3 protein-coding genes and 1 pseudogene are annotated in these 16,171 nt (G+C 72.4%); 1 reads left to right on the forward strand and 3 read right to left on the reverse strand.

Annotated elements, in window-relative coordinates:
- On the reverse strand, positions 1–10,851 hold a 10,851-nt coding region (locus UAA55_RS06855), incomplete at its 3' end, for a non-ribosomal peptide synthetase (protein WP_322951940.1).
- A 532-nt stretch (positions 10,852–11,383) separates the two neighbouring features.
- A pseudogene (locus tag UAA55_RS06860) lies at positions 11,384–14,263 on the reverse strand (amino acid adenylation domain-containing protein); the annotation flags it as partial.
- On the opposite strand from UAA55_RS06860, the gene UAA55_RS06865 reads away from it, so the two are divergent.
- Positions 14,169–14,447: a hypothetical protein gene (locus UAA55_RS06865; RefSeq protein ID WP_322952430.1), complete on the forward strand. Its 279-nt coding sequence runs from the start codon at positions 14,169–14,171 to the stop codon at positions 14,445–14,447. The pseudogene UAA55_RS06860 and the gene UAA55_RS06865 sit on opposite strands and share 95 nt — an antisense overlap.
- Positions 14,448–14,777: 330 nt before the next feature.
- Here UAA55_RS06865 and UAA55_RS06870 read toward each other — a convergent pair whose 3' ends face one another.
- A complete protein-coding gene (locus UAA55_RS06870; RefSeq protein WP_322951941.1) occupies positions 14,778–16,013 on the reverse strand; it encodes an MFS transporter in 1,236 nt (411 codons plus the stop codon).
- Between the last annotated feature and the right edge of the window lie 158 nt (positions 16,014–16,171).

The raw sequence follows: 16,171 nt of genomic DNA on the forward strand, positions 1-16,171 counted from the left end.
ATCGTCGATGCGGGCGCGCAGGCTGGCCTGGTCGACCTTGCCGGCCAGGGTGGTGGGAATGGCCTCCACCGGAATGACGGCCGCCGGCAGCATGTAGCTGGGCAGGCGCTGGGCCAGGGCCTCGCGCCAGGCGGCGCCGTCCGCCAGGTTGGCGCCGATGGCGAAGGCGTAGAGCGCCTGGTTGCCGGCGGCATCCTTGTGCACCAGCACGACGGCTTGGCGCACGCCGGACTGGGCCTCGATGGCGGCGGCGATCTCGCCCAGCTCCACCCGCTGGCCACGCAGCTTCACCTGACCATCGGTGCGGCCCAGCACCAGCAATTCGCCCCCGGCCGTCCAGCGGCCCAGGTCTCCAGTGCGATAGCGGCGGCCGTCGGCGGCGATGGGGAAGGCGCGCTTGGTCAGGTCCGCCCGGTTGAGGTAGCCCTGGGCCAGGCTGGCGCCGGCCACCCAGATTTCGCCGATGGCGCCGGGGGGCACTTGGCGGCCTTGGGCGTCCAGGATCATGACGCGGATGTTGGGCAGGGGCCGGCCGGCCGTCAGGCGCGGCGCGTCCGGGTCCATGCGGCCGATGGTGGTGGCGGCCGTGTTCTCCGTGGGGCCGTAGCCGTTATAGCAGGCCAGGCGGCCGGCGTAGTGGCGGGCGTCGGCGGCGATGGGCGCCTCACCCACCGTCATCAGGATGCGCAGGGGCGGCAGCGTCGCCCGCTCGAACAGGCGCAGGTAGGATGGCGCCATGGTGGCGACGGTGATGCCGCGGCCGGCGATCAAGGCCGGCATCGCCGCGATGTCGTCCATCTCGGCCCGGGTCAGGGGGGACAGGGCGGCACCGGTGCCCCAGGCCATGACCACGTCGGAAATCCACAGGTCGAAGGTGGGGGAGGCCAGGGTCAGCACCCGGTCGTGAGGCGTCAGGGCGAACCGCTCGCCCAGGCCCGCCGTCAGGTTCATCAGGCCGGCGTGGGAGATGACCACGCCCTTGGGCGTGCCGGTGGAACCGGAGGTGTAGAGGATGTAGGCGGGATCGGCGCCGACATCCCGGGGCAGGTCCTCGTCCGCCGGGGAGACGTCCCGCACTTCTTCCGGCCGCAGCAGGGGCAGGCCCAGGGCGGCCAAGGCGTCGGGCGGGGTGTGGCCATCCAGCGTCAGGATCATCTGCGCGCCGGCATCCTGGGCGATGAAGGCCAGCCTGTCGCCCGGCAGGTCGCTGGTCAGCGGCACATAGCAGCCGCCGGCCCGCCATACCGCCAACGCGGCGGCGGGCAGGGCGGGGGAGCGGTCGGTCAGGATGCCCACGACCTGGCCCCGGCGCAGACCCCGCGCTGCCAAGGCGGCGGCCAGGGCGCTGACCTCGGCCTCCACTTCGGCGTAGGTGCGCATGCCGGCGGCGGTGATCAGGGCGGGCGCGTCGGGCTGGGAGCGGGCCAAGTCCTGAAACAGGCGGTCGAAGCGCGGGGCGGGTGGGACCAGTTCAGGCCCCTGTTCCCAGCCCGCCAGGCGCGCTTCCTCTTCCGGGAGCAGGAGGGGCAGGGGCTGGCCGGCGGCACCCCGCGCCACATGGCGGGCCAGGGCCGCCAGCGACAGCGCCCAGGTCTCCGCCGTTTCCTGATCATACAGCTCCGCGTCCACCACCCACTGCAGCACCAGGCGGCCGTCGGCCAGGGCCTCGTGTGTCAGGGCCATGTCGTGCGCGGCACCGATGGCGTTCAGCCGATAGGTGGGCCGCTCCGGAATGGTGATCGTGGCCGTCGCCAGCGCCCAGTTCGTGTCGCCCCCGCTTTCTCCCGCCATGGGCGTCTCGCTGACCAGCAGGTTGTACAGCGGATAGCGGCCCGGCTGGACCAGGGTGGGATGGTCGCGGCGGAAGTCGGCCAGGATGCGGGCCGTGGGGTAGCGGGAGTGGCCGAGGCCATCGGCCAGGGACTGCTGCACCCCCGCCAGGACGTCGGCCAAGCTGTCGGCGTCGGCCAGATGGCAGGCCAGGGGCAACATGTTCAGGTAATAGCCCACCACCCGGGCCTCATCCGCCGTCTCGCGGGTGGAGGCGGCGGTGCCCAGGGTGAAGTTCGGCCGGCCGGTGCGGCGCCGCACCTCGATGGCCATCAGGGCCAGCATCAGGGCGTGCAGGCTGGCGCCCTGGCTCCGGGCGATGCGGCGCAGGCCGGCGGTGGTTTCGGCGTCCAGGCACAGGCGCAGGCTGTGGCTGCCCTTGGTGGCCTGGCTGGTGCGGCCCAGCGGACGCGGCGCGTCCAGCGGCCATTCATCGAAGGGCCCGTTGCCCTCCGGCGCCGGGCTGGCCACCAGATGGTCCAGGGTATCGCGCCAATAGGCGGCGTCGGCGTCGGCGGCGGGGCTGGCCAGGTAGGCCTCCTCCCGCGCCGTGGAGCGGGCAAGGCTGCCCGCCGGTGGTTCCAGCACGTCCCCGCGCAGCAGGGCCGTCAGGTCCTCGATGAGCACGGCCAGGGACAGGCCGTCGCCCACCGCGTGGTGCAGCCCCAGCCAGAACACGGCGTTCTCCGCCGTCCGCACCAGGCCGGCCCGCCATAGCGGCGGCTGGCCGAGGGGGATGGCCTGGCCGGCCTGGGCGCGGGCCTGGGCCAGCGCCGCATCGGCATCGCCGGCCGTCTCGAACAGGAAATGCTGGTCCACCAAGGCCGGGACGGCGTCGCCGTCCAGCACCGGGCGGCGCACACTGTCGGCCCCTTCCTCGAAGTGGCAGCGCAGGGCGTCGTGGCGCCGGACCAGGGCGGTCCAGGCGCGGCGCCAGGCCCTGTCATCCGGCACGGCGCCCGTGACGGTCAGGGCCAGGGCCATGGTGAAGGCGCGGGTATCCAGGCCGGCGGCTTCCGCCACCCAGAACTCGCGCTGGCCTTGCGTGGCATGGTCGCTGCCGGCGCTGACGGCGCCCGCGTCACCCTGGCCCAGCTGGGCCACGCGGCGGGCGAAGCCGCGCAGGGTGGGATCGCTGAACAGCTCGCGCGCCGGGACAGGATGGCCGAAGGCCTTCTCCAGCTGATGCGACACGGTGATGGCCAGCAGGCTGTGTCCACCCAGGCGGAAAAAGTCATCCTCCCGGCCCACGGCGCCGCAGCCCAGCACGTCCCGCCATGCCGCCGCGATGCGCTCCTCAACCGGCCCTTGGGGTGGGGTGGTGGCACGCTGCTCTCCTGCCTGGCGCAAACGATGGTCGTCGATGCGGGCGCGCAGGCTGGCCTGGTCGACCTTGCCGGCCAGGGTGGTGGGAATGGCCTCCACCGGAATGACGGCCGCCGGCAGCATGTAGCTGGGCAGGCGCTGGGCCAGGGCCTCGCGCCAGGCGGCGCCGTCCGCCAGGTTGGCGCCGGTGGCGAAGGCGTAGAGCGCCTGGTTGCCGGCGGCATCCTTGTGCACCAGCACGACGGCTTGGCGCACGCCGGACTGGGCCTCGATGGCGGCGGCGATCTCGCCCAGCTCCACCCGCTGGCCACGCAGCTTCACCTGACCATCGGTGCGGCCCAGCACCAGCAATTCGCCCCCGGCCGTCCAGCGGCCCAGGTCTCCAGTGCGATAGCGGCGGCCGTCGGCGGCGATGGGGAAGGCGCGCTTGGTCAGGTCTGCCCGGTTGAGGTAGCCCTGGGCCAGGCTGGCGCCGGCCACCCAGATTTCGCCGATGGCGCCGGGGGGCACCTGGCGGCCTTGGGCGTCCAGGATCATGACCCGGATGTTGGGCAGGGGCCGGCCGGCCGTCAGGCGGGGCGCATCCGGATCAACTAGCCCCACCGTGGTGGCCGCGGTGTTCTCCGTGGGGCCGTAGCCGTTATAGCAGGCCAGGCGGCCGGCGTAGTGGCGGGCGTCGGCGGCGATGGGCGCCTCACCCACCGTCATCAGGATGCGCAGGGGCGGCAGAGGCGCCCGCTCGAACAGGCGCAGGTAGGATGGCGCCATGGCGGCGACGGTGATGCCGCGGCCGGCGATCAAGGCCGGCATCGCCGCGATGTCGTCCATCTCGGCCCGGGTCAGGGGGGACAGGGCGGCACCGGTGCCCCAGGCCATGACCACGTCGGAAATCCACAGGTCGAAGGTGGGGGAGGCCAGGGTCAGCACCCGGTCGTGAGGCGTCAGGGCGAACCGCTCGCCCAGGCCCGCCGTCAGGTTCATCAGGCCGGCGTGGGAGATGACCACGCCCTTGGGCGTGCCGGTGGAACCGGAGGTGTAGAGGATGTAGGCGGGATCGGCGCCGACTTCCCGGGGCAGGTTCTCGTCCGCCGGGGAGACGTCCCGCACTTCTTCCGGCCGCAGCAGGGGCAGGCCCAGGGCGGCCAAGGCGTCGGGCGGGGTGTGGCCATCCAGCGCCAGGATCATCTGCGCGCCGGCATCCTGGGCGATGAAGGCCAGCCTGTCGCCCGGCAGGTCGCTGGTCAGCGGCACATAGCAGCCGCCGGCCCGCCATACCGCCAACGCGGCGGCGGGCAGGGCGGGGGAGCGGTCGGTCAGGATACCCACGACCTGGCCCCGGCGCAGACCCCGCGCTGTCAAGGCGGCGGCCAGGGCGCTGACCTCGGCCTCCATCTCGGCATAGGTGCGCATGCCGGCGGCGGTGATCAGGGCGGGCGCGTCGGGCTGGGAGCGGGCCAAGTCCTGAAACAGGCGGTCGAAGCGCGGGGCGGGTGGGACCAGTTCAGGCCCCTGTTCCCAGCCCGCCAGGCGCGCTTCCTCTTCCGGGAGCAGGAGGGGCAGGGGCTGGCCGGCGGCACCCCGCGCCACATGGCGGGCCAGGGCCGCCAGCGACAGCACCCAGGTCTCCGCCGTTTCCCGGTCGTAGAGGCTGGCGTTGACGAACAGTTGCAGGGCGTGGCCACCGTCGGGCCGTGCCTCATGGGCGAGCACCATGTCCTGGGCCGGGGCATTGGCGGTCAGGCGATAGTCGAGCGCCCCGGCGGTGGGTGTCCGCTGCGGCACGAAGCGCCAGGCGGCGGCTTGGGCGGCATCACCGTCCATATCCCCGGGATTTTCCGTCACCGCGATGTCGAACAGGGGGAAGCGCCCCGGCTGGACCAGATCGGGGTATTGGCCACGGAAGTCGGCCAGGATGCGGGCCGTGGGGTAGCGGGAATGGCCGAGGCCATCGGCCAGCGACTGCTGCACCCCGGCCAGGACCTCGGCCAGCGTGTCGCCTTCCGCCAGATGGCAGGCCAGGGGCAGCATGTTCAGGTAATAGCCCACCACCCGGGCCTCATCCGCCGTCTCGCGGGTGGAGGCGGCGGTGCCCAGGGTGAAGTTCGGCCGGCCGGTGCGGCGCCGCACCTCGATGGCCATCAGGGCCAGCATCAGGGCGTGCAGGCTGGCGCCCTGGCTCCGGGCGATGCGGCGCAGGCCGGCCGTGGTTTCGGCGTCCAGGCACAGGCGCAGGCTGTGGCTGCCCTTGGTGGCCTGGCTGGTGCGGCCCAGCGGACGCGGCGCGTCCAGCGGCCATTCATCGAAGGGCCCGTTGCCCTCTGGCGCCGGGCTGGCCACCAGATGGTCCAGGGTATCGCGCCAATAGGCGGCGTCGGCGTCGGCGGCGGGGCTGGCCAGGTAGGCCTCCTCCCGCGCCGTGGAGCGGGCAAGGCCGCCCGCCGGTGGTTCCAGCACGTCCCCGCGCAACAACGCGGTCAGGTCCTCGATGAGCACGGCCAGGGACAGGCCGTCGCCCACCGCGTGGTGCAGCCCCAGCCAGAACACGGCGCCCTCCGCCGTCCGCACCAGGCCGGCCCGCCACAGCGGCGGCTGGCCGAGGGGGATGGCCTGGGCGCGGGCCTGGGCCAGCGCCGCATCGGCATCGCCGGCCGTCTCGAACAGGAAATGCTGGTCCACCAAGGCCGGGACGGCGTCGCCGTCCAGCACCGGGCGGCGCACACTGTCGGCCCCTTCCTCGAAGTGGCAGCGCAGGGCGTCGTGGCGCCGGACCAGGGCGGTCCAGGCGCGGCGCCAGGCCCTGTCATCCGGCACGGCGCCCGTGACGGTCAGGGCCAGGGCCATGGTGAAGGCGCGGGTATCCAGGCCGGCGGCTTCCGCCACCCAGAACTCGCGCTGGCCTTGCGTGGCATGGTCGCTGCCGGCGCTGACGGCGCCCGCGTCACCCTGGCCCAGCTGGGCCACGCGTCGGGCGAAGCCGCGCAGGGTGGGGTCGCTGAACAGCTCGCGCGCCGGGACAGGATGGCCGAAGGCCTTCTCCAGCTGGTGCGACACGGTGATGGCCAACAGGCTGTGTCCACCCAGGCGGAAAAAGTCATCCTCCCGGCCCACGGCGCCGCAGCCCAGCACATCCCGCCACGCCGCCGCGACGCGTTCCTCAACGGCCCCCTGGGGTGGGCCGCCCACCGGACCGGCGTTCGCCTGCGCGCCGGACAGGGCCAACAGGGCGCGCAAGGCCACGCGGTCGACCTTGCCGGACGTGGTGACCGGAATGGTGTCGACCACCAGCAGGGCGGCGGGGATCATATAGGCGGGCAGATGACCGGCCAGGCTCTCGCGCCAGCCTGTGGCTAGCCAATCCTGGGACGCACCTTCGTTCGGGCGGACAAAGGCCCAGAGGCTCTTGCGGCCGGGCTCTCCACCGGAGGCGGCCTCCAGCGCCACCACGGCCTGGGCCACGGCGGGGTGGGCCTCCAGCGCCGCCTCGATCTCCCCCAACTCGATACGGATGCCGTTCAGTTTGACCTGGTGGTCACGCCGGCCCAGCACTTCCAGCACCGGCAGGCCGCCATCGTGGCCGCCGCGCCAGCGGCCCAGGTCACCCGTGCGATAGCGGCGCCCGACGCCCTCGCCGATGAAGGCGGCGGCGGTCAGGTCGGGACGGTTGAGATAGCCTTCCGCCAAATTCAGGCCGCCCAGCCAGATCTCGCCCACCGCCCCGGGGGCCGCCAGGGCGCCGGCGGCGTCGCGGATCTCCACCAGGGTGTTGGGCAGGGGGCGGCCGGTGGCCAGCACGCCGTCCAGCCCAGCCACGGGCAGGGCGCCCATGGTGCTGGTGATGGCGTTTTCCGTGGGGCCGTAGGCGTTGACGTACCGCAGGCGACCGTCATAACGCGCCACGTCACCGGCCAGCGGCGCCTCGCCGCCCGTCACCAGGATGCGCACGCTGTCAGGCAGGGCGCCATCCAGCAGACGCAGGTAGGTGGGCGTCAGGTCGGCCACCGTGACACCGCGGTCGCGGATCAGATCCAGCAGGGCCGCCGGCCGCTCGATGGTCTCGGTCGAGGCCAGGCACAGGGTGGCGCCGAACACCAGGGGCAGGCCGATGTCGGACAGCGACACGTCGAACGCCGGGGAGGCGAACATCAGCGTGCGGTCGTTGGACGTCAGGCCGTAACCCTCGCCCACGCCCAACAACGTGTTCAGCAGGGCGGCATGCCCCACCCGCACGCCCTTGGGCAGGCCGGTGGAGCCGGAGGTGTAGAGGATGTAGGCGGTGTCGCCCGTTCGCCCCCGCGGCAGCGGAATGCCGTCCTGGCCCGCCCGCTCCAAGGTGGCCAGCCCGTCCCCTGTCAGATCCAGAACGAGGGCGGCGCCGGCGTCGCGCGCCATGAAATCGCGGCGGTCGGCCGGCAGGTCGGCCGCCAGGGGCAGATAGACCGCCCCGGCCTGCCACAGGGCCAGCAGCGTGGCCGGCAGGTCGGCGGCACCACGCGGCGCGACGACGGCCACCACCTGGCCCGGCCGGATCCCCTGGGCCACCAAGCCCCGGGCCAGCCGGCCCGCGCGGCCCAGCAGGGCGGCATAGGGGACGGTGGTGCCGTCCGTCAGGATCAGGGCGGGATGCTCCGGCCGGGCGGCCGCCTGCGCCGCGATCAGGTCGACCGGGCGGGCGTCGGGCCGGAAGGTGACCGGCCCCGCCTGCCAGCGGGCCAATAGCGCCTGTTCCGACGGCAGCGCCGAGGACACGCGGCCGGCCAGGGCGGGCTGGTCCGCCAGCCAAGCAGCCAGGCTCAGGAGACCCTCCAGCCATTGGTGAGCTGTGTCAGCGTCATAGATGGCGGCGTTCATCTGCCACTTCAGCACCAAGCCGCCATCGGGCAAGGCCTCATGCGACAGGGCCATGTCCTGGCCGGCGCCGTGGGGCGCCAGTTCATAATGCAACCCAGCGCCCTCGGCGCTGCTGAGCCGCGCCAGCCGGGTGCCGTCCGTATCGGCGCCGCGCCCGCCGGGCAGTTCCGGCGTCTCGGTGACGACAATGTCGAACAGGGGGAAGCGGGCGGGGTCGCGCAGGGCGGGCCGCTCGCGCCATAAATCGTGGCATAGGCGGGCGAAGGGATAGCGGGCGTGGTGCAGGGCGCTCCCCAGCTCGCTCCTTACGGCAGCGAAACGGTCGGCGATGTCCTGGCTGGGCGTCAGATGGAAGGCCACGGGCACCAGGGTCACGGCATAGCCCACCGCCTCCGCCACCGTCGCGTCCTCGCGCAGGGACACGGTGCTGCCGATCAGGAAGTCGCCACGGCCGGTGCGGCGGAACACCTCGCCGCCCAACAGGGTCAGCATCAGGGCATGCAGGCTGCCATGGCCCTGGCGGGCCAGGCGGCGCAGGGCATTGGCTTGGGCGGCGGGCAACACCCCCTCCAGCCTATGGCTGCGGGCGGCGGCGTCCAGGCGGCGCGGGTGGTCCAGGGCCCAATCGTCGAACAGGGCGTCGGGCAAGGCGCGCAAGGTGGCGCCCCAGGCCGCCGCGTCGCGGGCGGCGTCGGGACCGGCCAGGTAAGCGGCCTCCTGCCGGGCCAGGCCCACGGCATCCACGGCGGCGCCCGCCGGCTCCCTGCCGCCCAGCAAGGTGCCCAAATCGCGCAGCAGCACCTCCAGCGAGGCGCCATCACCCACGGCGTGGTGCAGGGCCAGCCAGAACAGGGCCTCGCCATCCTCAACCGTCACCACGCCGACGCGGTACAATGGCGCCTGGCGCAGCGACAGGGGCGCGCACTGCCGGTCGCGGATATGGGCCAAGGCGGCGGCGCGGTCGGCGACGGCGGTGAACTCCAGCCCGGCGGCCGGTTCCGCCGAGGCCGCCACATGGCGCCGCACGGTACCGTCCTCATCGGCGGCGAAGGTGGTGCGCAAGGCCGCGTGCCGCGACACCAGCCCCTGCCAGGCGGCGTCCCAGCACGCCGGATCCGGCACGGGACCCAGCACGCGGCGGATCAGGGGCATGGTGAAATGTCCGGTGTCCAGGCCGGCGGCTTCGGCCAACCAGAACTCCCGCTCGCCCAACGTGGCCAGGGTGGGATCCACCTCGGCGGGGGCGGGGACATCTGCGACCATCTCCGTTCCCGCCAGATGGGCGGCGAACCGCGCCAGGGTGGGGGCGATGAACAGGTCGCGGGCCGGTACCGGGCGGCCCAGGGCCTGGGCCAGCTGGTGCGCCATGGTCACGGCCAGCAGGCTGTTGCCGCCCAGCGCGAAGAAATTGTCCTCCCGCGCCACGCGGGGCTCATGGTCCGGCAGGCCGCCGCCCAGCAAGGTCGCCCAGACCTCGGCCACCGATCGCTCCAGCGTGGTCGAGGGGGGCGTGCGGACGCCCTCATCCAGGGGCGGCGCCAGGGCCAGCAGGGCGCGGGCGTCGACCTTGCCGCTGGCGGTGGTGGGGATGGCGCCCACGGGGGTGTAGCTGGCCGGGATCATGTGCGCCGGCAGGCGGGGCGAAAGCCAAGCCTGCCAGGCGTCGCGGGCGGGCGGCGCCTCGTTTTCCCGCGGCACCAGGAAGGCGCGCAGCGCCACATGCCCCGCGTCCGTCGAAACCAGCACAGCCGCTTGGCGCACAGCGGGGTGGGCCAGCAGGGCGGCCTCGATCTCGCCCAGCTCCACCCGCTGGCCATGCAACTTCACCTGCTGGTCCATGCGGCCCAGCAGTTCCAGGCGGCCGTCGGGGGTCCAGCGGCCCAGGTCGCCGCTGCGGTAGGCGCGGCCCCGATCCGTCATGACGAAGCGGTCGGCCGTCAGCTCAGGATTGTTGAGATAGCCCTGGGCCACACCGGCGCCGGCCAACCACAGTTCACCCACCTCACCCGGCGGCACGGGCGTGCCGTCGTCCCGGCGCAGGCTGACGCGGGTATTGGCCAGGGGGCGGCCGATGGACAGCGGGCGCCGCGGATCGGCATCGCCCTCGACCAGGCCGATCGTGACGATGATGGTGGTTTCGGTCGGCCCGTAAGCGTTCCAGAAGGCGATGGGGGGGCCATGCCGGGCGGCATCGCCGTGGCGCGGCGCTTCGCCGCCGGTGTTCAGGATACGCAGGCCCTGGAACGGCGTCTCGGCGCTGACCCGCAGGTATGAGGGGGCATGAAAGGCGCAGGTGACGCCCAGCTGGGCGTAGTGGCGCTTCAGCGCCCAGGGATCGTCACGCAGCGCCCGGCCGATGGGCACCAGGCCGCCGCCGTTCAGCAGCGCCATGCCCAATTCCCATGGGCTGGCGTCGAAGCCCGGCGTCGCCACCAGGCTGGTACGGTTCGCCGGCGTCAGGCCCACCGTCCCGGCGTGTGACAGGATGGTATTGACGTAGCCGCGATGGGTGATGGCGACCCCCTTGGGCCGGCCGGTGGTGCCGGAGGTGTAGATCACATAGGCCAGGTCGTCCGGCCCGGCGCCGCCATGATCCACACCCGATGCCGGGGGCACGGCACCCGCGTCCAGCACCGGGCCGAGGATGGCCAGCAGGGTCGGTGGCGGCACCGGGTCGCCGCCACAGGGGACGGTGACAAGCACCCTGGCGCCCGCGTCGGACGCCATGTAGGCCAGGCGCTCCGCCGGCAGGTCGGTGGCCAAGGGCAAATAGACGGCTCCCGCCTTCCAGATGCCCAGGATGACGGCCGGCAGGGACGGCGCGCAGTCGGTGAAGACGGCGACCACGCCGGTCCGGTCCCAGGTCCAGGCCCAGCAGCCTGTTGGCGATGCCGTTGGCGGCGGCGTCCAGGTCGGCGTAGCCCTGGACGCCGTCCAGGGTGATCACGGCGGCGGCCTCCGGTTGGCGCCGGGCCCAGTCCTCGAACAGAATCTGGGCGCCCACGGCGGGGCGCTCCACAGTGGGACCGGCCTCCCACGCCGCCAGTGTCGCCGCCTCATGCGCCAGCAGGGCGGGGGGCGCCTGGCGCAGCCGGGCGGGTTCGGCCGCCAGCCATTCCGCCCACGCCACCAGGCTGTCCAGCCAGGCCTGCGCCGTCGTGGCGGCGTAGACGTCGGGGTTCCAGTGCAGGACCAAGCGCAAATCATCGCCCGCCTGGTCCTCGCCGCCCTGACTCTCCGCCGGCTCCACCCACTCGTAGCTGAAGGCCAAGTCGACGCCGGCCAAGGGCGGCAGCCCCAGGCTGGGCAGGAGGTATCGGCGCACACCATCCGAAGCACCCTCCGTGGCCGGGGGCGGGTTGGCCGTCAGGGTGATGTCGAACAGGCCCGGCCGTTCCGCCACGCGACGGCCGGGCCAGCGCTGCTGGAACTCCCGGGCGATCCAGCTACCAGGATAGCGGGCGTGGGCCAGGGCCGCGCGCAGGGTGTCCCGGCTATCCGCCAGCCGGCTGGCCAGCGTGCCGTCCGCCCCGGCGCCCAACACCAGGGGCAGGACGTTGACATAATGGCCGATGGCGGCCTCGGCGCCCGGGGGACGGACGGAAAAGCCGCTGCCGATGATGACGCGGGGCCTGCCGCTGCGGCGCTGCGCCTCCCACCCCAACAGGGCCAGCAGCAGGCCATGCAGGCCGGTTTCCGCCTGGCGCGCCAGGCGGGCCAGGGTGCGGGCCGTGGCGGCGCCGATGGCGGCATGGCGGGGTGCGGCCGGCGGCGATTGCGGCGCCAGGGGGCGGGCGTAGTCGGTGGCGAAATCGGCCAGGATGTCATCCTCGCCCGCCGCCGCCGCGTCCAACTGGTCCCGCCAGTAGCGCTGGTCGGCCTCCCGGGAGGAAGAGGCCAGGTAGCGCGCCTCGGCCGCCGCCGCGACACGGACGCCATGCGTGGCGGGCGCGGACGCCTCCCCCCGCAGCCGGCGGGCCAAATCATCCTGCACCTGGCCCATGGCCAGGCCGTCGACCACGGCGTGGTGCGCCGCCAGCCAGAACAGCAGGCGGCCGCCACCGGCGGGCAGCCGGATCAAGCCGGCGCGAATTAGCGGCGGCCGGGTCAGGTCGAAGGGCTCGGCGACGGCGGCGGCCAGCCGGTCGTGGACGTCGACGTCGTCGGCGCAGTCCCACAGGGCCAGGTCCGGGGCGGCCAAACCCGCGACCGTGCGCCAGTGGACGGTGCCGTCGGCCTGTTCCACGAAGGCGGTGCGCAGGGCGGGGTGGTCGGTGACCAGGCCGCGCCAGGCGGCCCGCCAGTCCTCGACCGTGGCCCGGCCCCGCGCCTGTTCCAGCACGCGCACGACATGGTGCCCGGCCCCGGCCAGACCCAGGCGGTGGGCCAGCCAGAAATCGGTCTGGCCCACGGTGGCCGGCCCCTCGTCACCCGCGCCCGCATCATCGGCGTCGGCCCCGCCGACCGCCAGATGGGCCGCCAGGGCACGCACCGTCAGGGTGGAGAGCACGTCCTGCACCGTGGCCGCATGGCCCCGGGCCTGCAGGCGGACGGCCACCTCGATGGCGCGCAGGCTGGTGCCGCCCAGGCTGAAGAAATTGTCGTCGCGCAGGATCAGGCCGGGGCCCAACACCGCCTGCCAGGCTGCGGCCACAGCCTGTTCCAGCTCACCCTGGGGCAAGGTCTGCGGCGTGGCGACGCGGTGGTCGCGATGATCACGGGCCAGCGTCAGCAGGGCCTGACGGTCGATCTTGCCGGCGCTGCTGGTGGGCAGGCGGGGCAGGGCGATGACCCGCGCGGGCACCATGTAAGCTGGCAGCAGGGTCGCCAGGTAGGCCGCCCAGTCGGCGTCGGGCGTAATGGTGCCGGCGACGAAGCCCACCAGCCCCCCATCCGCCAGGACCACGCTGGCGTGGGTGACGCCCGGGTGACGGGCCAGCGCGCGCTCGATCTCCGCCAGGGCCACCGCCTGGCCGGAGACTTTGACCATGTCGTCACGGCGGCCCAGCGCCTCCAGCAGGCCATCGTCGCGCCAGCGGCCCATGTCGCCGGTGCGGTAGGCGCGGCCGAAGGTGGTGCCGACGAAGGTGCGCGTCGTCAACTCCGGCTGGTTCAGGTAGCCGGGCGACAGCCCGTCGCCCAGGACGTGGATTTCGCCCACCTCGCCCGGCGGCACGGGCGCGCCCTCCCCATCCAGGATCAGCACCCGCATGCCGGGGAAGGGGCGGCCGCTGGGCAGACGGTCGGCGTGCGCCCACCCTTCCGGCGTCACGCGCAGCAGGCAGATGGTGCCGCAGACCTCGGTGGCGCCGTGCATGTTCCAATAGGCGACGCGGGCGCCATAGTGCAGGGCGTCGGCGATGTTGGGCCGCTCCCCCGCCGTCATCAGGCAGCGCAGGCCGGCGGGAACGTGCCCGTCCAGCAGGCGCAGGTAGGATGGGGTGAAGGACGCGACGCTGACCGCGTGGCGCTCCATCAGCGCCAGCAAGGCGGCCGGATCGTCCAGCAGGGCGCGGGTGGCCGGCACCTGGGCGGCACCCAGATACAGCGGCAGGCACAGCTCGCGAAAGCCCAGGATGAAGCCCGGGGCGCTGGACAGCAGAAAACGGTCGCCGCCGTGGAAGCCCTGCGCCTGCGCGTGGCCCCGCGCCATGTGGGCGATGCCCCCGTGGCGGATCAGCACACCCTTGGGCCGCCCGGTGGAGCCGGAGGTGAATAGGATGGCGGCGATGTCGTTGGCGATCCGCCGCGACACGGGTGGGGGGGCCGCGCCCGGGGACACGGTGTCCGGATCGATCAACCCGCCCGACATCCCGGCCAGCCGGTCCATGACTTCCACCGGCGGCATCAGCCCGTCCAGGGCCACGACGAAGCGGATGGCCGCATCCTCCACCATGGCCAGCAGACGGGCGGGCGGATGGTCGGCCGCCAGCGGGACATAAACGGCGCCCGCCCGCTGGATGGCGAGGAAGACGAGCGGAAGTTGTGCGGAGCGATGCACGAGCACGCCCACCGCCTCACCAGGAGCCACGCCGCGGGCGGCCAGCGCGGCGGCCAGGGCGCTCGCCTTATGGTTGATGTCCGCGGCGCACAGGATGCCGTCGTCCGTGATGATCGCCGGATGATGGGGGCGGGCCTGGGCGTGGTCGGCGAAAGCCTGATCGATGGCGATGAAATCCTGCAAGCCGGATGAGGGCTCCACCATCGGCGACTGGCCGATATTTCTGATGGCTTTGGCGCCTAGAACGGACCCGGGCATGGGAACACCATCGATGGATTTCAGACGAATGGACGGATTCGGTAAAAAATACCATTCGCGACAGTTGCCAAAGGCACCTGTCACGCTGACAAACCCAGTACAATCTACACCCGATGCAATCGATGTTCTGATTGCTGATTCAATCTATGTTATTGATTTGCTGGAATATGTTGAACGTTCATGAACGTATTAAGGCAATTCTATAAATAAAGCTTGATGAACTCGCTTTGAGGACACCAATTCACCATCCTGCGAGACACATTCGTTCACTTGGCGGCAATGTTCATAAAAGTTGCATTAACGTGCACTCCATGCCCGCCCTAATGGGTGGCATGGGTATAGTGCGGTACGCGGCGCATCACAAGGATTATTTCCCTGGCACGTTGTGCCCAATAGCATCGGTGCGCCTTATGCCCTTCGCGCAGCGGCGCGCCAGACGGCACAGGCGCCGGCAACCGGGACGTGTGCCGGGCGTGAGCGGATTGGCTGGGGAAGGGGTGACGGGCCCCACCGTTCAGACGCTGCCGCCGGGCGCGGTTTCCCGCATCCGGAGGAGGATGGGCAGCACCAACAGGGCGACCAGGGCGATCATAACGCCGGGAACCAGGGGCCATGCCGTGCGGGTCACCAGGGTATGGGCGACGAAGGGCGTCAGTCCCCCGAACAGGGCGGTCGCCCCCGTAGCACCCAAAGCCAGCCCCGTCAGCCGCCCTTCACCCGGAAACTGTTCGGCCGTCGCCACCGCGCCCACCGCGCTGACCCCGCCCGCCACAGCCGCCAGCAGGATGGCCCCGGCCAGGGCCCGGACGGGGGACCCGCTGGCCATCAGCCAGAACAGGGGGGCCGGCAGCAGGGCGCTGCACAGGGTCAGGCCGATCAGCACCGGCCTGCGCCCCGCCCGATCCGACAGCGCGCCGACAATCGGCGTGATGGCGATGACCGCGACGGCGGCGATGGTGGACAGCCACAGGGACATACCCTCGCTCAACGATCCCACCGATGTCAGGAAGGCCGGAATGTAAGTGATGCCGACATAATAGGTGATCGACCCCAGCGCGGAGATGGCGAAGGACCGGAAGATGCCAGCGCGGTGGTGCGTCAGGGCATACCGTAGGGGCCGGGCCGGCGCCGCCCCGGCCGCCGCCTGCCGCTCGAAGTCCGGTGACTCCTCCATGGCTGATCGGGCGAACCAGACACCGCCCGCCAGCGCGGCCCCCACAAAGAACGGGATGCGCCAGCCCCAGGAAGCCAGATCCGCCACGCCCAACAGATGCACGGTCAGCGCGGACACGCCGACAGCCAGCAAACCGCCGACCTCGCTGGCCGCCGACGCGCAGGAGGTGATCAGCCCCCGCCGACGCGGGCCGGCCCCCTCCATCAGGTAGGCGACGACGCCGGTATATTCGCCACCCACTGAAAAACTCATGACACAGCGCAGCAGCAACAGCAGCCATCCCGCGGCGGCGCCTATGGCCGGGTAGGTCGGCAGCAGGGCGGTGACCAGCATGGCCAGGCTCATCATGGCCATGGACAGCAGCATCATGCGGCGGCGCCCGAAGCGATCGCCAATGTGCCCGAACACGATGGCGCCCAGGGGCCGCAGCAGATAGGCGATGGCGAACCCCGCCAGCGCGGTGATCAGCGATGCCCCGTTTCCCCCGAAAAAGAGGCGGGCGATCACCGGCGCGAAATAGAGATAGAGTGTGAAATCGTACCACTCCACCACCGTGGAGACCGCCGCGATCGCCATTGAGCCTGGGGAAACGGCCGAGGAAACGGTTGGATGTGCCGGGGGCGCGGGCTTCAGGTCATCCACCGGGGTTCTCCATGTCGCCGATCCGGGAGGTACCGGTTCCGGGCCAAGGTAACGGCCCTGGTGTCGGCGCTCCAGGATGGAAACCATAGTGC

This window comes from Nitrospirillum guanabarense (assembly GCF_034653355.1).
Classification (GTDB): domain Bacteria; phylum Pseudomonadota; class Alphaproteobacteria; order Azospirillales; family Azospirillaceae; genus Nitrospirillum.

Excerpts from the sequence above, each read along its gene's own strand:
- UAA55_RS06870 (WP_322951941.1), bottom strand. The coding sequence starts at position 16,013 with ATGGCGATCGCGGCGGTCTCCACGGTGGTGGAGTGGTACGATTTCACA.
- UAA55_RS06865 (WP_322952430.1), top strand. The coding sequence starts at position 14,169 with ATGGCGATGAAATCCTGCAAGCCGGATGAGGGCTCCACCATCGGCGAC.